Genomic DNA, 21,583 nt, shown 5'->3' on the forward strand with positions numbered 1-21,583 from the left:
CTCGACAAGACCGGAAAATACGGCAGAATAACCAGCGTCAAAGTGGCTCACTTTTCAGCCCGCGAAATGGCTCACTTTTCGACCAACGCTGACAAACCTCCGCGGGGGTTCCGGGGCGCCCATCGACGTCGTCAATGGTTGCTCTAATCTGAGCTACCTTGCTGTCAATCAGATCGGGACTGCCCCCGGTTTTGTTGACTCCTTGACCTAGCGAGCTCGTGCTCGTGGAAGGATGTTGACCATGCCCACGCCGTATGGGGCGGAGTTCCGCCAGGATGTTATTGATGTGGCCCGTAAGGGCGAGGCACCGTTGACGCAGATCGCGAAGGATTTCGGACTCTCGGTCACGACGTTGAAGCGCTGGATTGCCATCGCCGAACGGAAGGAATCCGGGACGGCGGCGACCGTGGGAACGGAGTCGGCTGAGATGCGGGAGTTGAAGAAGCGGAACCGGTTGTTGGAGCAGGAGAATGAGATCCTGCGCCGGGCGGCTGCCTATCTGGCCAGGGACATCAACCCAAAATGATCTACCCGCTGGTCACGGATCTTGCCGCCGACGGAGTTCCCGTGGCGGTGACCTGCAGGGTGTTGGGCTTCAGCAAGCAAGGCTATTACCGGTGGCGGGCCAGTCCGGTGACCGAACGGGACTGGGTCGATGCGCACCTGGTCAACGCCGCACTGGACATCCACGCCGAGGACCCGGCATTCGGGTACCGGTTCATCGCTGACGAGCTCCCGGAAAAGGGCATCACGGCGGGTGAGAACAGGGTCCAGCGCCTGTGCAGGGACCACGGCATTTGGTCGGTGTTCTCCAAGAAGCGTGGCCTGAACCGGAAACCCGGTCCGCCGGTCCACGACGACTTGGTCGAGCGGGACTTCACCGCCGCCGCACCGAACGAGCTGTGGCTGACGGACATCACCGAGCATCCCACTGCCGAGGGGAAGCTCTACCTCTGCGCGGTGAAGGACGTGTATTCCGGCAGGATCGTCGGGTACTCGATGGACTCCCGGATGAAGTCCTCGCTGGCCGTCGCTGCGTTGGAGAACGCGGTGCGGGCGCGCAACCCGGCCGGAACCGTGGTGCACTCAGACCGCGGGTCGCAGTTCCGTTCACGCCGCTTCGTCGAAGCACTCCGCCACCACGGGCTCACAGGCTCGATGGGCAGGGTCGGTGCCTGCGCGGACAACGCCGCGATGGAATCGTTCTTCTCGCTGCTGCAAAAGAACGTTCTGGACCGTCAGCGCTGGCTCAACCGGCAGGACCTCCGGCTGGCCATCACAACCTGGATCGAGAGAACCTACCACCGCCGACGACGGCAAAGGCGGCTCGGAAAACTCACGCCCATCGAATATGAAACAATCAACCGGACCGCGCTCACAGCGGCCTAAGACCCCGAGTCAACCAAAGCCGGGGCAGTCCCCAGCTTCCTTCATGGCTAAACCGGCCTTCGCCCGGCTTTTCGGCTTCATGTTCGTGGTGGTCGGGGTTAGTTTCATCGTCAGCAGCTTCATGGGCCAATGAGCTGTTTCCTGGTTGAGTGGCCGGGATAGGTAAATGTTGTCGGACTGCATCTAGTCAGATGGGTTCCGGCCGGAGTGTCCCAGTTTCCCAAGGAACGGGGACGGACGTCGGATTAGGAGGTATTCGGCGCGTCCGAGCATCCACTGGTTAGCCCTGGGGATGAAATGTTTTGGCTTCTAGGTGGATATTCAGAAGTCAGGGCAGGGGGGGCTCACAGCGGTGGATAGTGTGACAGGCATGGAACCAGTTTTGAACTTTGGACGGCGTTGGGGCGCTCCTGTTGCGGCTGCCGTGTTCTTCTCCTTGTGGTGTGTCGGTGAGGCCGGGCGCATGAGTGGGGTTGGACCGGACGGAGTAGTGAGCGACGCGGGCTTGTTCAGCTGGTCCGGCACATTGCCGCTTGTGCTGACCACCCTAGCCATCGGCGTTGCCGTGTGGCAGCCTTTGGTTTCCTTAGCGTTGGTGGCGGCACTTCTCGCAGGGCAGCTGACGTCTGATATCCCGGCGATGTACGCGAATCACTGGCCCATCTACTTCGGGTCCTTCATTGCGTTGGGGTTTATCGTGTGGACTGCCGGGCGCCGGATGCGCACCGTCGCCGGCGTGGCCAACCTTGTGTTCGCCGGGGTTATGACGTTCCTGCTGATTTCGTGGAGGTACGGCGCGGGGGTCGGCTGGCTCTACCCCATGGAGGGCGGGGACAGCTACCTTTTGGGCAGGTACGGTTGGCAGGTCTTCTCGGTCCTGGCTTTGGTTGCGGCAGCCTTTTACGTCATTGGTCTCCTTCTTTCCCTGTACCAGGAACGTGGCCATCTGTTCCGGTCGAGGGAGTTGGCCGAGAACAGTCTCAAGGAAACCGAGGTCGACCTGATCGTTGAACAGGAGAGGACTCGGATAGCCCGGGACCTACACGATGTTCTGGCTCATTCCTTGGCGGTTATCGCAGCTCAGGCCGACGGAACCCGTTATCTGAGCGCTGATCAGCCAAAGCCTGTCCGCAATGCTTTGGAAAATATCGCCGGCTCTGCGCGTACAGCTCTGATCGACGCCCAGCGCGTCATCGAGGGAGTCCGGGACGACGGCCAGGCGACCCCGCAGCCGCGACTCAGTGATATCGGACCCCTGGTTGAGGGGATGCAAGGCAGCCTGAAGATTACCGCTACCGAGGCAGGGACCCCGGCGGCCCTTTCGGAGGGGCAGCAGGTTGCTGTATTTCGGATTGTTCAGGAATGCCTGACTAATGCCCTCAAGCACGGAGGGCAAGGAACCGTGGTAAGAGCGCACTTCGACTGGAGTGGACCTGGCCTGACGCTGCACGTGGCATCAGCAACGAAAAACACTTCGCAAGGAAAGCAAGGCGCCTTGGAACCGGCACGGCTGGGAAGAGGTCTCCCTGGCATGCGGGAACGCGCCCACCTGGCAGGGGGCTGGCTGTCAGCAGGGTCAGACGGGGAAGAATTCCGGGTCGCGGTCTTCATTCCCTACCTGACCGGTGATGAGCGGCCTGCCGACGAAGGCAGCAGCACCGGTGAATCGATACTCGGTGGCAAGGATCATCCTGCAGCGGTTGGAGATAAGGATCGTGTCTGACGCGTCGGCCGGCATCAAAGTCTCATTGGTCGATGACCAGCCGCTATTCAGGGCCGGGATCCAGATGTTGATCGAAAGCCAGAACGACATGGAGTTCTGCGGGGAAGCCAGCGATGGCAAGGAAGCTGTCGCACTGGCTACCGACAGGCGCCCGGACGTGATGCTGATGGACCTGCGCATGCCTGTCATGGACGGTGTCACCGCCATCCGGCAAATCGTTGAGTGGGCGGATACAAACAACACCGACCGGCCAAGGATCATCGCGCTTACTACCTTCAACCGGGACAAGGCCGTCGTAGACGCCGTCCAGGCAGGCGCCAGCGGGTACCTGCTCAAGAGCGCGGAACCGGAGTTCCTGCTGGCAGCTATAAGAACCGTGCACTCAGGCTATTCAGTGATAGCGCCCGGCTCCGTGCATTCCCTGTTCGCGCAAGCCGGCCAAAGCCAACCTGCCGACCCGGACCTGTCAGTCCTCAACGTCCTCTCACCGCGGGAGCGAGACGTCTTCCTGCTCGCCGCCAAAGGGCTCAGTAACGCGGTAATGGCCGAAGCTCTCTTCGTTTCCGAGGCCACCATCAAGAGCCACCTGCGCAGCGTCCTGGACAAGCTGACGATACGCACCCGCCTGCAATTGGTCGCCTTCGCCCATGAGCGCAGGCTCCTAGGCAGCTGATGGATGTCACCACGACAGTTGCCATGAACCTGGTGTTTCTCGCCACCCTCGGAATAGGCTTTGCACTCTTTTGCTGTCACCTGATCTTGGCCGCAAGCGCCCTGGTGCTTGTAGGCGTAGGCCGCTTAACTTTCATTCGTTTTGGACCGACTAGCTAGATCCTTCAGCTGCGTCCAGATTCTCCATGAGACTGGGCGCCATACACCCCCTTCTGGACCGCCCCTCAAAGAGCCGATAGTGGATATTCCGTCAGCCTCGCGAGGCCCGGACCGGGCGGCGCTGGGCGACTCTGTTCCGTCCACAGTTGGGGTCAATTCAGGATATCCACGGCTGGATATTGGGAGCCCCTGGATTCGCTCCCCGAGCAGCAGCAGCGGTGGATGACCCATGAAAATTGTCCCTGGCTGTGGGCGGCGCCGGGACCCGGCCTCTCAGTGGACGCGGATTTAAGCCCCATTTTTGGGACCCAACAAGTCCCCTTTATCAGGTTGGGTGTGCCCTAATGAATCCTGTGCCGAGTCAATGCGTGGGCGGCGGGGCCGCCCTTGCCGCATTATGGCCGCCAGGCGTCCTGCCAATCGATGACTGGCAGGCCGTTATCGAAGCGGATCTCCAGCCATACGTGACAGGCGCGAGATGTGTCGGGAGCGCCGGCATGAACGAACGCGTCAATTTCGGGATCCCGTTCGCCCCCTGTGAACTGCGCTTCGGTTGCTAGCCAGCCTCGGCGAATCATGTCGTCTGACACGTCAGGGAGCCATCGGTCTGCAAGTGCAACATGCCGGCCGTCCTCCAGGGTGAGCACGGAGGAAATTTGGGAGCGGAATGATGTGCCGCTCGGATCATTGCGGTGGGGGTCTCCGACCACTGTCCAAGGACCGTGGTAGTCGTCAGCGACGGCGACCTCGGAACGGTTGGGAAAATACCAGCTCGTTCCTGAGGTGATGAGGTAGTGACGGCCATCATGACGAAAATAGGCTGGTGCTTCTCGGACGAGTGGTGGATGCGGGTGGGGAAAATGCGTGGAGTATGTTCCTGTGACATCCGTAAGGTCCTCGGTCAGGTCGGCGCAGATGAGTTCGGAATGAACGCGTTCAAAGTAGTAGTAGCCACGGCGTGTTTCAGGGTCAACCACCAGGTCGAAGTCACCGGCACTCATGCCAAGGGGTTCAAAACCGGCGCGGACCAGAAGGTAGGGTCCTTCGAATCGATCCGCCTGGTATACCCAGGAGCGCTGCTTGCCGTCCTCGTGCATCACCTTCATCCAACAAACGAATTTTCCAGTAGAGGGGTGACGCACAATATGCGGCCTGTCCATCATCTTGGCAGGGTGCAGGGGTGAGTCAGGGTCGTTGGGTTCGGGTGGCAGGATCGACCCGAGGTCAGTCCAGGACAAGAGGTCGGGGGAGCGATAGGCGCGAACCCCACTGTGCCATCTACCGCTGGCTGGTGTTGACTGGGACTTGTCTTCGCCATACCAGTAGTACTCGCCGTCCACGGCAAGTACGGAGCCGCCGTGGATGTGGATGCGCTTGCCTTCAGTGTCGGTCATGATCTCACCGGGGCGGATCAGCTTATTCATTGGAAACTCTCTCTTCTTCGCAGCATTGCCGCATTTTTATTGCATTGGGGGAGTAGGGCGGCCAATAGACCGGCTGCCGCATGTCATCCTTTTGCGGGTAAGCCTTCGACGTTGTGCTAGCCGGTATAGAAGCTTCGGTTTTTGCCGTCAATAACGGCGCCTGAAACGATGGATACCGATTCCCTCAGCCGCAGGTCGTTCGAGGAGGCGCCAATCATGATGTCGACTTCCCCTGATTCGACCCGCCAGCGCATGTCGGCGTCGAGGAAGGCCAGTTGGCTGATATCGAGTTGGAAGTGGACCCGGGCTGCCTGCCCCGGTTGAAGGTCGAGCCGGCGGAAACCGGCGAGCTCCAGCACCGGCCTCGAGACCGATGCGAATTTGTCACTGACGTAGAGCTGGATAATCTCGGTTCCGGGCCGCGCTCCGCTATTGGTCACGGTGAGCGAGATGGTGACCGTGTCGTCAGCGGCTACTTCGTGCTGCGAGAGTTCAAGATCCGAATAGTCGAACGTTGTGTAGGAGAGCCCGTGCCCGAAGAAGTATCGCGGTGTGTGGGGCGCATCGACGTAATCGGGGAACCCGATGCTCTCGCCTTGGTTCCAAGCCGACCCATGCGGGTGGTTGTAGTAGACCGGGACCTGGCCGGCGTTGCGTGCGACGCTGACCGGTAGCCGCCCGCTCGGGTTGTGGGCACCGGTGAGGACGTCGACGATAGCTTCGGCTCCGCCTTCGGCGGGGCTCCATGCTTCCAGGAGTGCCGCCAGGTGTGTGTCGGCGGCGTGGCTGGATACCGGCCGGCCGTCGAGGTGGATGCCGATTATTGGCTTGCCCAGTTTGGCGAGCTTGACGATCAGGTCGTCCTGGCAGGACGGCAGGTTGATGTTGGTTGCATCAATGCCCTCGCCCATTGACGCGATGGAGGCCGTGCCGTGTTTGCCTCCGAGCGTTAGGAGCACAACGTCGGCCTTCTTGGCGAGAGCGATGGCTTCGTCGTGTCCGGAGTCGTCGCCGCCGGCAATTGGGTACCCGTACGCCCAGCTCACCTCCGTTCCGGGGAGCCGGATGCGAAGCTCGTCGAGGAGGCTGCGGATGCCGGGCTGTTGCTGCAGCAGCAGTTCCTCGAACGCCGAACCGTCGGACGCCTCGATGGTGGTGCCTGGAACGGTGTTGGTCACCCTCTGATGGTTTTCGCTGCTGGTGGTGAGGCCGGCCATCGAGGTGTTGACGGCGAGTTTTCCCTCTGCCATGGAGTAGTGAGTGTAGCCGCCGAAAAAGTACCGGGCAGTCGCCGCGTGGCAGCCGATAACTGCGAGTGTCCGGATGTCCGGCCGCAATGGCAGTGCGCCGTCATTCTGCAGAAGGACCAGCGATTCTCGTGCAGACTGCACAGCGACTTCCCTGTCAGCGGCCGGCTCGAACGCAGCCTCCCGCTCAGCCGAGTCGGGGGCAAAGGGGTGCTCGAAGAGTCCCATACGAAACTTTGCGGCCAGCACCTCGCGGACCGCCCGGTCAAGGAGGGCCACATCGGCGCGTCCGTCCGCGAACCACTCCCGCAGTTCGCGCCCGAAGCCCTGTGGCACGTGAAGCTCGACATCCATACCCGCGCGCAGGGCCGCCAGACCGGCATGTGCCGGGGACTCTGCAACGTGCTGGACGGTGTGAAGGTTTCCCACGGCGCCGTAGTCAGAGACAATCAAGCCAGCGAAACCCATCTGTTCCCGCAGCAGTGTCTTCAGCAACCGGACGGAGGCAGAAATCGGCTCGCCGCCGACAGAGTTGTAGGAAGGCATCACGCCCCGCAGCCCCCCGAGGGTAATCGCTGCTTGGAAGGGCTTGCCGTACACCTCCACGAGCAGACGATCGGGGACGTTGCAGTGGGCCCCGTGAATGCCGCCTTCGGTGTGGTGTGAGCCTAGGAAGTGCTTTGCCACCGCTTCTGTGCGCCGGCCCGCTGCGTCCTCGCCCTGCAACCCAAGGGTGAAAGCGACGCCGAGTGCGGCTGCAAGGGTTGGGTCTTCCCCATAGGTCTCACCCTGCCGTCCCATCCGAGGGTCGCGGGAAACATCCAGAACAGGAGCCAAGGTATGAGTGATACCAACTGCCCGTTCCTGCCTCCCCACGATGTTTCCGATCTCCCGTTCCAGCTCCACATCCCAGCCAGCGGCCCGACCGAGCCCGGACGGGAAGCTCGTCGCCCCCGGCAGATACGCGCCACAGAGCCCTTCCATGTGGAAGATCGCCGGGATCCCGTGCCCGGAACCTGCCATTGCCTCCGCCTGCACCCGATGCTGAAAGGCCGTGACCTCATCGAGCGTTAGCGCAGAACGCGCCTCGAGGCACGAGACCTCACCAATGCCGAACGGGAAACGCTCACCGAAATCGCCGGTCTGCGTTATGTCGGCCGGAAAGTAGCAGGAAACCTGAGCCAACTTCTCGTCAAGGCTCAGCTTGTCCAACAGCAGGTCGGCCCGTTCGCCTGCAGCCAGCCCCTCGTCCATCCATGGTTTCGTCACGTACGTGCTCATGTTCATGCCTGGGTCTTTCGTTTACCAGTGGTTGCACCGGTCGAGACAGTCTCAGCTGGCCCGAGCGGGTCGGCGGGTATCCCTGCCGCGCCGGTCGATAGGCGCCGGACTTCATGAGCGTTACCTCTTGGCGTGCAACGTTCTACGCAAGCGTAATGGTCGCCACATTGACGTGGCAATAGGGAAGGAGTTTTTGGTCACTTTGCGCACGGAATCTTGGCTAACCACTGTGGGCCCAACCCCTTCACGTCGTAACTTCGCGGACGAGGCTAAGAAAACTAAACCCTAGGCTGAAGCCCCTTGGAGGCAGCGTCGCAGGTGGTTGACCCCGCCCACCAGCACGTGTACTCTCCGTTGAAACGTTCCATGGAGAACGTTCTCCACTGCCGTGGTTATCTCTCATCCGGCTGGCGCGGCCCCGGAGACACTCAATGAAGGAGGACCAATGAAGATCCACCCCACGCTTGCCCGCCGCGGAGGAATCAGCGCCCTTGCTGCCACATTGCTCGTCGGTGCTGGACTCGGCACTGCGAGCCCGGGGCTTGCCGCACCACCTGAATGCGCGACCGTCGGCGCAGCCATGCAAGTAACTGAGGGCTGCATCGACCCGACATATGGCACTCCCGTCATCGACAGTGAGACCGATGAAACAGCGCCCATGCCGCACCACCGCATCAGGGGCCATTTCAAGGACACGAACATCCAGTTCACCGTTTACCTCCATGCGAGGGAGAACAAGGCGCAGTGGGAGGGCCGATTCTTCCAGTTCACCTATCCCGTCGTGTTTCCCGCCGCACCGGACACCTCGCAGGCGGACGACCGCGCCATCGGATTTGCGCTCTCCAGTGGCGGTTACGCGGTGCAGGCCGGGAACACGTCTGTGTCATTGGGATATCGGCATGCGGCCGCCGCCGCCAAGTTCGCCGAGACGGTGGCCGCGAAGTACTACGGGAGCGACCGCCAAATTTCCGGGTACCTCTACGGGCCCAGTGGAGGTTCCTTCCAGACGGTCGGCGCCGCCGAAAACACCACCGGAGTATGGCAGGGGTTCGTCCCGCTGGTTCAGGCAGTGCCCGCCCCCTCGTCCTACAATTTCCTTGGCCGGTCAGCCGCTGAACTCATCCTCGGTGACAAGGCTGACCAGATCCGAACCGCGTTGCTGCCGGGAGGCAGCGGTGACCCGTTTGCCGGCCTCGACGAGGCGGAGCAGGCCATGCTGAGAGAAGGTCACGCTCTCGGCATTCCCTGGAAGGGGTGGGAGTACCCCGACTACCTGTTGGGCCGCTCGGAGCAGTACGCCAACGGTCTAGTCAACAGCACCCCGCTTTCCTATGATCCGACCTACGTCAACGACTTCTGGAGCGCGGCTGGTTACTTGGGCACCGAGAATTCGCCGCTGGGTGAGCGTGTGCGGGCAGAACTGGACAAGGCGGGCGATACCCTTGCGAACCGTTGGAACATCGCCAAACGCTTCTACTACCGCTACCAAATCCCCGCCGCAAGCGAAGGCTGGATCGGGCTTGACCAGTTCCGTGGCCCCGATGGCACTCCGCTCTATCCGCAACGGCCTGTGAAAGAACCGGGCTTCGGAGGTGCCGTATCCGGCAACGCCGCTTTCGACGGCTCCATCAATGGGAAGGTCATCGCGGTGTCCAATCTCTACGACACCGATGCCCTGCCGTGGCATACCGACTGGTATCGCCATCGCGTCGAGGCCAGCCTGGGCAACGCCGCAGCCGACAACTATCGGGTCTACTTTAATGACCATGCCGACCATCAGGACGCACCTGTTACGGGGGAGCGGGCGAAGCACCTGGTCAACTGGTACGGCATGGCCGAGCAGGCACTCCGGGATGTCAGCGCGTGGGCAGAGAGGGGCGTAGAACCGCCCGCCTCCACCAAATATCAGGTCGCCGATGCGCAGATCGTCGTGCCTGACAACGCTGCCGCCCGCCGCGGGATTCAACCCACTGTCGACCTCACCACCCAAGGCAAGGAAACCGCGACAACAAAGGCGGGCCAGGCAGTCACCCTCAAAGCCAAGGCGCAGGTGCCACCTGGCGCCGGTGAAATCGTCAAGGCGGAATGGGACCTCGACGGCGACGGGGTCTACACGGACGCACCGTTCGCCCGGAGCGGGAACGTCATCACGCTTCAGACCACCGCCACGTTCGACAAACCGGGGACATACCTGGTCGCGCTTCGCGTCTCCTCAGAGCGCAACGGCGACGCGACAGCCAGGTTCGCGCTGGCGCAAAACCTCGACCGGGTCAAAATCGTCGTCACGTCCGCCGGCTAAGGCCCTTCGGACACCGGCCGCTACCTGAGCCCCCCGCGGCAACCGCGGGGGGCTCAGGTCCGTCCACCCTTTTTCGGGCAGCCACAGCACGTCTGCTAGTACTCTTGGGGTCGAAGCAGAGGGGATCCGATGAGCGAGACCAGCGGCCAGCGACGACGCCGCGTCACCATCGTGGACGTGGCCAAGCACGCAGGAGTGTCCACGGCCTCCGCCTCAAAAGTTCTGCGCAACGCCTACGGTGCGAGCGAGTCCATGCGTGCCCGCGTCCAAGAGGCCATGGAGGAGCTCGGCTACCGCCCCTACGGGCCGGCGCGGGGCATGCGGGGCCGGACGTTCACCATCGGCGTTGTCGCCTCCGACATCGAGAACCCGTTTCTCAGTCTCATCACCGACGGCATTTCCAGCATTATCCGCCCCCTGTCCTATGAGCTGTTCGTGTCGCCGAGCGGTTTCGAAGCGCTGCCGCAGAAGGCCGTCGTTGAGGCGATGATTGACCACCAGATGGACGGTCTCGTCCTGGTGGCCCCGCTGATGACCGCCGCGGAACTTGAGCAGATAGCGATGAACATTCCGCTCGTGGTCGTGGGCCACCACAGCCAGAGCCACGCTTTCGACTCTGTCGCTGCCGACGATGAACTGGGCACACAACTCGTCGTCGACCACTTCGTCGAGCTGGGGCACCGGCGGATTGCGTTCGTCATGCACGCGGACGGTCGCGGCGACGCCAGCCGGCCGGAGTGCCACCGTCTCAGGGGTTTCGAGCTTTCGATGAGCAGACATGGGCTCGATCGTGAGGCAATCGTCATCGACTCCCGTTGGAATCTTGACGGCGGAAAGGAAGCCGCCCGGCAGATCGCAGCCCTGAACGCCCCGCCGACGGCGGTGCACGCCGGAGCGGACATCGTCGCGCTGGGCATGATGAGCGAGTTGTGGGAGGGTGGCCAGTCAGTGCCCCAGGCATACTCACTGGTCGGATACGATAACTCGCGCACCTCGTCTCTCGGGCCCATCAGGCTTACGACAATCGATCAGGCCGGTATGGAGATGGGCAAGCGGGTCGGTCACCTGGTTGTGGAGCGCATTGAGGGCAGGACAGGGGCGCGCCACGAGCTGCTCGAGCCACATTTAGTGATCCGCGGCACGACTGCTCGTCTTCCCTGAGAAGACACTCGCTACACCGAACAGGACATCCACTGGAGCTTCGAGCGCACATCCCGTAAGGTTCCGCGCTTGCAGCTGACCCGGTGATCCGGACTGCCTGTCGGGATTTCCAGCCTGTATCAGGCAATGCTGCGCTGTCCGTTTATTTCAGGTCAGTTCGTTATTGGTCGATATGGCCGCAGCCTCTACTAGTCGCCGGCCCATTCCGTTGTCTGACCAGATCCAGAAGTATGAGTAATCCGGCATGACGGAATCGACCACGCCGGAAAGTATTTCGGATTCCACTTGCACGGTCACACGTTCGCCGGGCCTAACGTCAACGCCTCCTAATTGCGCTGTCTGCTCGGAACTGCGCATTGTCCTATCCTTTGCTGCGCCTCCGGGCTGGAAGGATGCACAGTTTTGGTCCAGATTGCTTCGGTGGCTCCGCGTGCCTGGCCCGCGCGGGTCGCGTTGCTTCCAGGCACGCAGAATGGGCTGGAAGCCGAGTTCGTTGATGGCCTGTTCGACGCGGGCTCTGGTCCCGGGCGCCACCAACTGGGGACTGTTAAGTACATTCCAGACGGTGGCAACAGAGACGCCTGCCGCCGCTGCCACATCCCGCCTCGTTGCCCCCGGGCTGGCGACGTCCATGCCTGTTGGCAGACTGCCAGCTGACATGGCGCGAGACTTGATTCCGGTGCTCATGGCTGAACTTCTCCCTAATACTCCTGGTTGTCAGGGGACAACGGATGACTGGGCGGCTGCTAAGGCTATGCCTGCAGGCTTTGAACTGATTTTTGTTCACTGGCTACCGTCGGCGCCAGACCGCTGGTTGACCGGGGTACAAGGCGCGGTGCGATCACGTACTGAGCGGCGCTGGTTCGACCGTCAAGGCGATCGAGCAGCAGGCGGGCAGCTTTAGACCCGGTCATGCGGCCCGACTGGTCCACTGTTGTGAGCGCGATCCGGTTGACCGTGGAGATGTAAATATTGTCATAACCAACGACTGATACATCCTCTGGCACACGGAGGTTGTGGTGCTCGGCAGCCCGGAGAACGCCAAGTGCGGCGATGTCCGCTCCGGCGAATATCGCTGTAGGCCGCTCTTGCCTGGCGAAGGCTTCCATCGCGGCGCGATAGCCACCCTCTTCTGAGTAATGCGTTGAGATGACGTCGGGTTCGAGGCCGTGCTGGTGCATCGCACGAACGTAGCCGTCACGGCGGGCGGTATGTGAGAGCGCAAACGGTGCAGTCGCGGCACTGGGGGGCATGCTGGTATGAACTATGCGGCGGTGCCCGCGGCTGACCAGGTGTTCGACGACCAGGCGTGAGCCCTCATAATCGTCATCCACGACCGTATCGAAGTTTGTGGCAACACCGTGCAAAGCCACAGTGACGGTAGGGATCCTGGATCCCAACTCTTCAATCCAATTTGCTTCCATCCATGGCGCAATGAGGATGACACCGTCGACCTGGCGGTCCAACAAAGCCTCGATGGACCGCTTTTGGCGTTCGGGCGACAGGCCGGCGGCGATAAAGATTTCCTGATACGGAGTGCCTTCAAACTCTTCACTGATACCCTGGACAACTTCGGGCTGGAAGGGTGATGACAGCTCCACGAGCATCACACCAATTGTGTAGGAGCGTCCCCTCATGGCCCGCGCACCGGCGTTGGGGCGGTAGCCTAACTTCTCGATCGCGCCGAGCACCTTGGTCCGCATTTCCGGGCTGCTGCCATAGGCGCCACGAAGGATCTTGGAAACGGCAGAGACAGAAACCCCCGCCTCCTGTGCAACGTCGCGCATTGTGGCACGCCGCAGCTGGCTTCCCGGCGGGGGCGCAGGAGTGGTTTCAGCTTCCATGCCTGTCGGTCTCGGCTTCCTTGTCGTCACGTAAGAACCATAGCGGTTTGAAGAACGTTGCACGAGCCATTGTCCAAAACAAGGCATATTGCATGTACATGCCCCTAGTTCCCGCCGATAAGGCTTGACGTACTCCCCGTCACATCTCTATCCTCGGTGTAGAACGTTGCACACGGTAGTGAGCTGAGTCATACCGCATTGAACATGTTCTTTCGCTCTAAAGCCCAAGCTTTCGGAGCCGGCGTCATCTTACGAAGGAGTAACCCTTGCGACGCATACGACGTACCTCCCTGGCTCTTGCAGCCCCCGTTACGGTTCTCGCCCTTGCCCTTACTGCCTGCACTGGATCAACCCAGGGTGGCGAGGCGAGCGGCGAGAAGACAACGCTGACCCTAGGTCAAACCGCCGATATTGAAGGCTATAACCCTGCCCTTCAACCGCCCTATCAGGGGTGGATGGCGGACGCTATTTTCGACTCGGTCTTGAATTGCGATGCGACCAACACCCCTTCCGGCCAGGTTGCCGATAAGTGGGAATTCAGCGAGGACCGGAAATCAGCGACCCTGCACATCCGTGAGGGCATCACATTCTCTGATGGCAGCGCCGTCGATGCCGCTGACATTCAGGCATCCGGGGAAAACTTTGCCAAGACGAATGCCCGGTTCGAGGGCATCAAGTACGAGATTGCGGACCCCCAGAACATCACGTTGACTTGGCCGACGGCGCAGGCAGTGATGATTTCGCGCCTTTGTGAGTTGCAGGTGGTCCCTTCCGAGGCGGTGAAGGCCGGAACTCTTGACAAGGAGCCCATTGGTTCAGGGCCCTATGTATTGAATGCCGGGGAGACGACGCGTGGTTCGACCTACGCCGTGACCAAGCGCGCCGACTACTGGGATGCAGGCACGTACCCGTACGAGAACGTGGTGTTCAAGGTCCTTGAGAGTGAAACTGCAGGCATCAATGCTCTCAAGACGGGCCAAATTGACGGTGTACTGGCCTCCGCTGCCACCGTGGACGAGGTGACGGCTTCAAACCTCCAGGCCCAGAAGATGCGCGGTACGACCACTCGGCTGCTCATCACTGACCACAAGGGCGAAACGATCCCCGCCCTTGGTGACATCAAAGTCCGTCAGGCAATGAACATGGTCTTCGACCGGGATGCCATCGCGAAGCAGCTCTACCGCGGGAAGGCCGACCCCGCCTCCCAGATCTTCCGCGAAGGAACGGATGCATACCTCGACGGCCTGAAGGATCCCTACCCGTTTGATGTCGAAAAGGCGAAGCAGCTCATGCAGGATGCTGGCTACGCAGACGGATTTGAACTCCAGATCCCGACAATGAAGGGACAGAACCACGAAACCCTGATCGCGTACATCTCCGAAGCCCTCGGAAAGATCAACATCAAGGTGAAAGAAGTACCCCAGACCGGCCCGGACGCCATCTCCAACATCCTCAGTGGCACCTACCCTGTGCCGCTCTGGCAGCTTGGAAACTACGGTGATTCCAAGCAGGACATCGTTGATTACATCCTTCCCACCGGCATCTGGAACGTGTCCCATCAGGAAGACGCAACAATTGCCGGGCTGTGGGAGAAAGTGCTGAGCGGATCTGAGGAAGAGTCCAAGCAGGCTCAGAAGGACATCAACCAGTACGTCATCGACCAGGCGTGGTTTGTTCCCCTGGCCTACCCGGACGGCTACTACGCGCACACCGGCAATGTGCGCATCGCGCAGGTATCGGACTTCTCGCAGCTGCACCCGCTCCTGCGCGACTTCCAGAAGTAACCAGAAGGTCGAGGCCCGGAAATGACACTGTCTTTACTCAAAAATCTCCTGCGATCGGTCGGCGTCCTGCTTGCCGTCACGTTCGCAACGTTTGCCCTGATGTACGGAAACGGCCCCGGCATTGCCCGCGGCGTCCTGGGAATCAATGCAAGCGAGGAGCAGGTTCGGCAGGAAGTCATCAGACTGGGCCTCGACCAGCCCCTCCTCGTTCAGTACTGGTCATGGCTGCAGGGAGCGGTGACAGGTGATCTCGGTAATTCATTCTTCACGAGCGAACCCGTTGCCAATGCACTCTCCACGCGGGTACCGGTGACGCTGTCCCTGGTTTCCTTCACCCTGGTGCTGATGATCCTGCTCAGCGTCCTTCTCGGGGTAGCCTCCGCCCTCTACGGCGGATGGCTGGACCGGACGGTGCAGTTGGTCGCCGTCGGCGGCGCGGCACTTCAGCCTTACGTCGTGGGCATCGTCCTTGTCTTCGCTTTCGCCGTCATATGGAGAATATTTCCTGCAACCGGCTACGTCAGCCCCGCAAAGGGAATCGGTCCGTGGATCGGTTCGATCACCCTTCCGGTCATCGCTCTGCTGATTGGTTCGGTCGCAAACGCAGCATCCCAGTTCCGCAGCGCGGTGAACGACACGTTGCACCAGGATTTCGTTCGTACACTGCGCGCCCGCGGCATACCTGAACACCACATCGTGTTCCGGCATGTCCTGCGCAGCGCCAGCGGCCCGGGGCTGATCGCGCTCAGCCTTGGCGTGATCGGCCTCTTCGGAGGAGCGATCTTCGTTGAGCAGATCTTCGCCCTGCCAGGGCTTGGCCAGCTTGCTACGAACTCCGCACAACAGGGGGACGTGCCGATGGTGATGGGGGCCATTCTTGTCACCATCGTCCTGATCCTCATCGTAAATTTCATCGCCGACCTGGTCGGCGCTGCCCTCAACCCGAAAGCTAGGATCCGATGAGCGACGTCGTCGAAAAGGAGCTCAGCGCGGCTGCCCCTATCCCTGTCGATCCACGCAGCGCATCGGGCCGTCAGCCAGCCTGGCGGAGACTCCTGTCAAATCCCATCGGAGCGTTCAGCCTAGGATTCTTGCTCCTGGTGGTTCTTTTCGGCCTGAGCGCTCCGTGGCTGGCACCGTGGGGTCCCACTGAAACGGACCTCCTGGCGGCCAACAGTAGCCCAGGGACCCCCGGCCACCTCCTAGGTGCCGACCAGGCGGGTAGGGATATTTTCTCCCGGCTGATGTGGGGTACCCAGGGAACACTGGTCGCGGCTCTCATCGTGCTGGCTGTTTCACTCCTCCTTGGTCTGCCCGCCGGCCTGGTCGGCGGCTTCTACCGGGGGCGGATCGAAGCCGTTCTCAACTTCGTGTCCGATGTCCTCATGTCCCTGCCGGGCATCGTATTGCTGATAGCCCTCTACGCCCTGACAGGTCCCAACATCAACCTCGCGATGGCAGTAACCGGTGTTTTGATCGCGCCCAGCTACTTCCGCCTTGTGCGCTCGGTCGTCGTCGCTGTCCGCTCGGAGCTTTACGTCGACGCGGCCAAGGTTGTCGGACTCTCGGATGCCCGAATTGTTGGCCGGCACGTCCTGTGGGCCGTGCGGGCACCTGTGGTCATTCAGAGCTCCTTTGTGCTTGCTGCCGGCATCGGTATTCAAGGCGGCGTGGACTTTTTGGGTCTCGGCGACCCTGCCCAACCGTCCTGGGGCCGCATCCTGCAACAGACCTTTGACAACATTTACAGTTCACCTGCAGCTGTCCTCTTTCCAGCAGCCATCCTTACCCTGACGATCTTGGCGCTCATCCTGCTCGGAAACGCTCTGCGCGATGTCCTGCAGGAAACCTCGCGCAGCAAAGCCCCCTCACCCAAGAAACGCCGCGCGCTGATCGCCGCCGCTGCGGCAGATACACAGGCGGGCCCTCCCGTCGAATCAATGGCTATCGGCAGTTCAGACGATGTAGTGCTGTCGATCAGAGGGCTGCGCGTCGGTTACCCCAGTAACGACGGCAACACCGTCGTTGAAGTGGTGCACGGAGTGGACCTGGATGTCCGCCGGGGCGAGATCCACGGCCTGGTGGGGGAGTCGGGCTCAGGAAAATCACAGATGGCTTTCGCCACCCTCGGCATCCTGCCCCGTGAAGCACTAATTCTAGGCGGCAGCATCCTCCTGGACGGCGAGGACCTCCTCACTGACAAAAAGCAAATGCGCGGAGTCCGCGGACGCCGTATCGCCTACGTGCCACAGGAACCGATGTCCAACCTGGACCCATCATTCACGATCGGGGCCCAACTGACGTACGGGCTGCGGGCAGCCCGCCCAATGCCGGCAAAGGAAGCGCAGGAGAAGTTGCTGTCCCTGCTCAAGAGGGTGGGAATCAAGGACCCCGAACGTGTAATGCGCCTGTACCCCCACGAGATATCCGGCGGGATGGCCCAGCGGGTCCTTATCTGTGGTGCCATCGCCTCTGATCCCGACATCATCGTCGCAGACGAACCCACAACAGCGCTCGATGTCACGGTTCAGGCCGACGTGCTGGAGCTTCTGCGCGAGCTCAGCTCCGAGCGCGGACTGGCCATGATTCTGGTCACCCACAATCTCGGAGTCGTCGCCGACCTCTGCGACACCGTCAGCGTCATGAAATCCGGAAGGATCGTGGAACGCAACGACGCCGAGGGCTTGTTCGCTTCACCGCGGGAGCCCTACACCCAAGAACTGCTCGCGTCATCACGTCGCGTCGAATTGATGGAGGCCTAACCATGTCGGAAGCACTCCTGCAGGTGCAAAACCTCGTCGTGCGCTTCTCGGGCCGCCGCGGACTGCAAACCACCGTCATTGACGGTGTTTCCTTCGACCTGCACGCCGGGGAGACCCTCAGCCTCGTCGGTGAGTCGGGTTCGGGCAAGACCACCATTGGACGGGCCATCCTCGGTCTGGCTCCGGTCAGCAGCGGGGAAATCACGTTCCGCGGCGAGACCATCAGCAACGTCTCACGAAGCCGCCGACGCAAGCTCGCCCGCAACGTTCAGGTGATCTTTCAAGACCCCTACTCCTCACTCAATCCGTCCATGACGGTTGAGGACATCATTGTTGAACCGATGGCCGCTGCCGGCGTCTCCGGCGGAAAGGACAAGGTCAAAGGACTCCTGGACAGCGTCGGCCTGCCCGCTGACGCCGGCCAACGATACCCCAGAGAATTTTCGGGTGGCCAACGACAGAGGATCGCCATCGCAAGAGCTCTGGCGTTGGAACCCTCCGTCATTGTCTGCGATGAGCCCACCAGCGCCCTGGACGTAACAACCCAGGCACGAGTGCTGACGCTCCTGGAAGATATCCAGCAGGAAACGGGTGTGGCGTACCTGTTCATCAGTCACGACCTCGGCGTGGTCCGCCACGTCAGCGACCGGATCGCTGTCCTCTACCAAGGCCGCATCGTCGAACTCGGGGAGGCCGAACAGGTCACCATGGAACCGCGGCACGACTACACCCGGCGGCTGCAGATGGCAGCTCCCGTAGCAGACCCCATCAAGCAACGTGAACGCAGGCAAGCGCGCGTGAAGTACCTGGCTGAACACCCCACCCTTGAGCTCGGGACACCCGCGGCATCCACCGTCTGACTGTTCCTGGCCAGTAACAACCAAGGGCGCCGTAGCTGCGCCCCACCCCCGGTGACACCTACCTGCCCGGGTCAACACCTCTGGAGTACCTATGACATGGGCTGAAACGCCAACCGCGCCTCGCTTCGAACACCGCACTGATGCAGGAACCGTGCTGGGCATCGGGACGGCAACCCCACGAATTTCCTGGTACGTCCCACGCGCCGCGCCAGGCTATGAGCAAACTGCAGCCCAGGTGGAAATAACGGACCACGGGGGACTCGCCTCCACCTACACCCTTCCCGGAGCAGACCAGACCCTTGTTCAGTGGCCGGGCCACCCCCTGCTATCCAGGGAATCGGCAACTGTCCGCGTCAGAGTGGCCAACGGTGATTACTGGAGCGACTGGAGCGAAACCCGGACCGTGGAAGCCGGGCTGTTTAATCCCTCCGACTGGCAGGGGAGTTTCATCAGCCCGACAACCATTGGCGGGAAAGGCACGCCCGCGCCCATCCTTACCGGCTCACTCGACGTGCCCGGGCCGGTCATCTCCGCGCGCCTGTACATCACGGCTCACGGGCTCTACACGGCGACGCTCAATGGAAAGCGCGTGGGCGACGAGCTCCTTACACCGGGGTGGACGTCCTACAGCCACCGCCTTCGGTACCAGGTCTACGATGTCTCCGGCCACATCAATCCCGGCGTGAACACCCTTGACGTGAAACTCGGCAACGGGTGGTACCGTGGGCGGCTCGGCTACGAAGGCGAACGTGCGATCTACGGCGACCGGCTCGCGCTATTGGCCCAGCTCGAGGTGACGACAGCTGACGGTACAACTCAGGTTCTTGGGACCGACGGCTCATGGACAGCACGTGAGAGCGAAATCCTGGCAGATGACCTTTACGACGGGCAACACACCGATCTGCGTCGTATCGGCACAACTTCAACCAGTTACCCGGTGGAAGTCCTCGAAGAAGACCTCGCCCGCCTCGTGGCCCCGGACGGACCACCTGTCCGCCAGTCAGAAGTACTGCCGGCGGTGCGCGTATGGTCAGCGCCCAGCGGACATGCGATGGTGGACTTCGGCCAGAACGCCGTCGGCTGGGTCCGGCTAAAGGTACGGAATCTGGAAGCAGGTGCGGACGTAGTGATCCGCCACGCTGAGGTGCTGGAGGGTGACGAATTGGCGCTTCGGCCGCTTCGCACGGCCGCCGCCACGGACACCTACCAGGTCGCTGGCGCACCGGAGGAACTCCTCGAGCCGGAGTTCACTTTCCACGGTTTCCGCTACGCGGAAATACAGGGAGTACAAGACGTGCAGGCTGAGGATGTCCAACTTGTCGTTATTGGATCCGATCTTGCCCCGACGGGAACATTTAGCACCTCCCATGAACTCGTGGACCGGCTGCACCAGAACGTCGTTTGGAGCATGCGCGGGAACTTCATTGACGTTCCTATCGACTGCCCGCAGCGGGACGAGCGGCTGGGGTGGACTGGAGATATCCAAATTTTCGCTCCGACAGCGTCCTTCCTCTTTGACACCGCAGGGTTGTTGTCATCATGGCTTGCCGACCTGGCCTGCGAGCAACGGGCTGACGGGGCTGTCCCGCACGTAGTGCCGGTGGTGGAAACAGCGTTGTCCTGGCTGCCGGCCGCGGCCTGGGGCGACGCCGCCACTTTCGTACCGTGGACGCTCTACCAGCGCACCGGCGATGTCGGCGCTTTGGAGCGCCAGTATGACAGCATGAAAGCGTGGGTTAACAAGGTCGCTGACGCTGCCGGAAACGATTTCGTGTGGTCGGGTGGTTTCCAATACGGCGATTGGCTGGATCCCACAGCACCACCTGAAGCACCAGGGCGCGGACAAACAGACCCTGACCTCGTGGCGACAGCCCACTTCGCCCGCTCGGCGACAATCATCGCAACGACTGCTCGGCTCCTCGACCGAGATGACGATGCCGAAAAATACACCCTTCTTGCGGACAGCGTCCGGGCCGCCTTCGCGTCCCGGTTTGTCACAGCTGCCGGTTTGGTGATTTCGGATTCGGCCACCGCATACGCACTGGCTCTGGAATGGGGCCTCCTGACGACAGAGCGTCAACGGAAGACTGCCGGTGAACGGCTTGCCGACCTTGTCCGAGGCTCAGGTTTCCGCATCAGTACCGGCTTTGTCGGCACCCCGCTCATTTGCGACGCACTCGCCTCAACCGGCCATCACGACGTCGCCCATCGCCTCCTGCTGCAAACTGAATGCCCGTCATGGCTTTACCCGGTGACCATGGGAGCTACAACCATCTGGGAACGATGGGACAGCATGCGGCCCGACGGAACCATCAATCCCGGCGAGATGACCTCATTCAACCACTACGCCTTGGGTGCCATCGCTGACTTCCTGCACCGTTCAGTTGCAGGCCTGGCTCCACTGTCTCCGGGGTACCGGGACATCGAGGTGCGCCCGCTGCCCCCGGCAAACCTTGACTGGGCCTCCGCCAGCCATGTGACACCATACGGTCCGGCAACCATCCGGTGGGAGCGGCATGACGGCCAAATCGACGTTGACCTACAGGTACCTGTGGGAACAACTGCCCGGGTGTACCTGCCCTTCACGTCCGAGGTAATCACCGTCGGCCATGGCGATCACCGGTGGTCAACACCTGACCTTGGAACGTGGCCCAAGGAGCCGTCACGCCTCCAGACGATCCGCGATGTTCTTGATGATTCGACAGTGTGGAAGCTCCTGGGTGATCTTGCCGTCGAGACCGGGATCGCCACTGATGATGTGCAACTGGCACAACAACTCACTCCCTACCTCGATGCACCTGCCAGCTTCACCGGCCAAGCCCTCACTCCTGATGAGCGTCAAAACGGCATCGAACTGTTCCGCAAAGGGCTCAAGGATCTCCTCGATTGGAGCGCCGCACAATCTCCGGGCTCCGGCGACCGCATGACAGGAAGAGACTAAGGATCATGAGCCTGCGCAACGATGATTGCCGTACCCG

General features: G+C 61.6%; 14 protein-coding genes and 1 pseudogene. 10 read left to right on the plus strand and 5 right to left on the minus strand.

Annotation, left to right across the window (positions count from 1 at the left end; genetic code table 11):
- The first annotated feature begins 241 nt into the window (after nucleotides 1-241).
- From AC5RVY_RS18495 to AC5RVY_RS18505, 3 genes are all read left to right on the plus strand, one after another.
- A protein-coding gene (locus AC5RVY_RS18495; protein ID WP_493956155.1) for an IS3 family transposase occupies nucleotides 242-1,389 on the plus strand; the annotation gives its coding sequence in 2 pieces (ribosomal slippage) (nucleotides 242-521 and nucleotides 521-1,389; 1,149 coding nt in all).
- 313 nt (nucleotides 1,390-1,702) lie between these two features.
- Entirely contained in the window at nucleotides 1,703-3,112 is a 1,410-nt protein-coding gene (locus AC5RVY_RS18500) for a sensor histidine kinase (protein WP_493956156.1), read from the plus strand.
- Complete coding sequence (locus AC5RVY_RS18505; RefSeq protein WP_493956157.1) at nucleotides 3,105-3,785, plus strand: response regulator; 681 nt, start codon at nucleotides 3,105-3,107, stop codon at nucleotides 3,783-3,785. The genes AC5RVY_RS18500 and AC5RVY_RS18505 overlap by 8 nt, the downstream gene beginning before the upstream one ends.
- A gap of 553 nt (nucleotides 3,786-4,338) precedes the next feature.
- Here AC5RVY_RS18505 and AC5RVY_RS18510 read toward each other — a convergent pair.
- Complete coding sequence (locus tag AC5RVY_RS18510) at nucleotides 4,339-5,367, minus strand: family 43 glycosylhydrolase (protein ID WP_493956158.1); 1,029 nt, start codon at nucleotides 5,365-5,367, stop codon at nucleotides 4,339-4,341.
- Nucleotides 5,368-5,483: 116 nt separating this feature from the next.
- The gene (locus tag AC5RVY_RS18515; protein ID WP_493956159.1) at nucleotides 5,484-7,895 is read right to left on the minus strand and encodes a glycoside hydrolase family 3 N-terminal domain-containing protein; all 2,412 of its coding nucleotides are present in this window, start codon (nucleotides 7,893-7,895) and stop codon (nucleotides 5,484-5,486) included.
- Nucleotides 7,896-8,340: 445 nt separating this feature from the next.
- Between AC5RVY_RS18515 and AC5RVY_RS18520 the strand changes: the two genes are divergently transcribed.
- Entirely contained in the window at nucleotides 8,341-10,194 is a 1,854-nt protein-coding gene (locus AC5RVY_RS18520) for a PKD domain-containing protein (RefSeq protein ID WP_493956160.1), read from the plus strand.
- 129 nt (nucleotides 10,195-10,323) lie between these two features.
- Nucleotides 10,324-11,355: a LacI family DNA-binding transcriptional regulator gene (locus AC5RVY_RS18525; protein WP_493956161.1), complete on the plus strand. Its 1,032-nt coding sequence runs from the start codon at nucleotides 10,324-10,326 to the stop codon at nucleotides 11,353-11,355.
- Nucleotides 11,356-11,502: 147 nt separating this feature from the next.
- On the opposite strand, the gene AC5RVY_RS18530 is transcribed toward AC5RVY_RS18525, so the two are convergent.
- From AC5RVY_RS18530 to AC5RVY_RS18540, 3 genes and pseudogenes are all read right to left on the minus strand, one after another.
- Nucleotides 11,503-11,712, minus strand: coding sequence for a hypothetical protein (locus AC5RVY_RS18530; RefSeq protein WP_493956184.1), 210 nt, complete (start codon nucleotides 11,710-11,712; stop codon nucleotides 11,503-11,505).
- A gap of 129 nt (nucleotides 11,713-11,841) precedes the next feature.
- Nucleotides 11,842-12,042, minus strand: a pseudogene (locus AC5RVY_RS18535) (LacI family DNA-binding transcriptional regulator); the annotation flags it as partial.
- 65 nt (nucleotides 12,043-12,107) lie between these two features.
- Complete coding sequence (locus AC5RVY_RS18540; protein ID WP_493956162.1) at nucleotides 12,108-13,199, minus strand: LacI family DNA-binding transcriptional regulator; 1,092 nt, start codon at nucleotides 13,197-13,199, stop codon at nucleotides 12,108-12,110.
- Between the two features lie 455 nt (nucleotides 13,200-13,654).
- On the opposite strand from AC5RVY_RS18540, the gene AC5RVY_RS18545 reads away from it, so the two are divergent.
- The 5 genes from AC5RVY_RS18545 to AC5RVY_RS18565 all read left to right on the plus strand — a co-directional run bounded on the left by AC5RVY_RS18545 (nucleotide 13,655) and on the right by AC5RVY_RS18565 (nucleotide 21,546).
- Nucleotides 13,655-14,983, plus strand: coding sequence for an ABC transporter substrate-binding protein (locus AC5RVY_RS18545; protein WP_493956163.1), 1,329 nt, complete (start codon nucleotides 13,655-13,657; stop codon nucleotides 14,981-14,983).
- Nucleotides 14,984-15,004: 21 nt separating this feature from the next.
- A complete protein-coding gene (locus AC5RVY_RS18550; RefSeq protein WP_493956164.1) occupies nucleotides 15,005-15,946 on the plus strand; it encodes an ABC transporter permease in 942 nt (313 codons plus the stop codon).
- Complete coding sequence (locus AC5RVY_RS18555; RefSeq protein ID WP_493956165.1) at nucleotides 15,943-17,745, plus strand: dipeptide/oligopeptide/nickel ABC transporter permease/ATP-binding protein; 1,803 nt, start codon at nucleotides 15,943-15,945, stop codon at nucleotides 17,743-17,745. The genes AC5RVY_RS18550 and AC5RVY_RS18555 overlap by 4 nt, the downstream gene beginning before the upstream one ends.
- A gap of 2 nt (nucleotides 17,746-17,747) precedes the next feature.
- Complete coding sequence (locus AC5RVY_RS18560; RefSeq protein ID WP_493948621.1) at nucleotides 17,748-18,605, plus strand: ATP-binding cassette domain-containing protein; 858 nt, start codon at nucleotides 17,748-17,750, stop codon at nucleotides 18,603-18,605.
- 91 nt (nucleotides 18,606-18,696) lie between these two features.
- The gene (locus AC5RVY_RS18565) at nucleotides 18,697-21,546 is read left to right on the plus strand and encodes a family 78 glycoside hydrolase catalytic domain (protein ID WP_493956166.1); all 2,850 of its coding nucleotides are present in this window, start codon (nucleotides 18,697-18,699) and stop codon (nucleotides 21,544-21,546) included.
- Nucleotides 21,547-21,583: the final 37 nt, after the last annotated feature.

This window comes from Arthrobacter sp. Ha26 (assembly GCF_059091705.1).

Coding starts and splice junctions, on each gene's coding strand:
- AC5RVY_RS18515 (WP_493956159.1), bottom strand. CDS start 7,895: ATGAGCACGTACGTGACGAAACCATGGATGGACGAGGGGCTGGCTGCA.
- AC5RVY_RS18545 (WP_493956163.1), top strand. CDS start 13,655: ATGGCGGACGCTATTTTCGACTCGGTCTTGAATTGCGATGCGACCAAC.
- AC5RVY_RS18525 (WP_493956161.1), top strand. CDS start 10,324: ATGAGCGAGACCAGCGGCCAGCGACGACGCCGCGTCACCATCGTGGAC.
- AC5RVY_RS18510 (WP_493956158.1), bottom strand. CDS start 5,367: ATGAATAAGCTGATCCGCCCCGGTGAGATCATGACCGACACTGAAGGC.
- AC5RVY_RS18550 (WP_493956164.1), top strand. CDS start 15,005: ATGACACTGTCTTTACTCAAAAATCTCCTGCGATCGGTCGGCGTCCTG.
- AC5RVY_RS18520 (WP_493956160.1), top strand. CDS start 8,341: ATGAAGATCCACCCCACGCTTGCCCGCCGCGGAGGAATCAGCGCCCTT.
- AC5RVY_RS18530 (WP_493956184.1), bottom strand. CDS start 11,712: ATGCGCAGTTCCGAGCAGACAGCGCAATTAGGAGGCGTTGACGTTAGG.
- AC5RVY_RS18565 (WP_493956166.1), top strand. CDS start 18,697: ATGACATGGGCTGAAACGCCAACCGCGCCTCGCTTCGAACACCGCACT.
- AC5RVY_RS18555 (WP_493956165.1), top strand. CDS start 15,943: ATGAGCGACGTCGTCGAAAAGGAGCTCAGCGCGGCTGCCCCTATCCCT.
- AC5RVY_RS18540 (WP_493956162.1), bottom strand. CDS start 13,199: ATGGAAGCTGAAACCACTCCTGCGCCCCCGCCGGGAAGCCAGCTGCGG.
- AC5RVY_RS18560 (WP_493948621.1), top strand. CDS start 17,748: ATGTCGGAAGCACTCCTGCAGGTGCAAAACCTCGTCGTGCGCTTCTCG.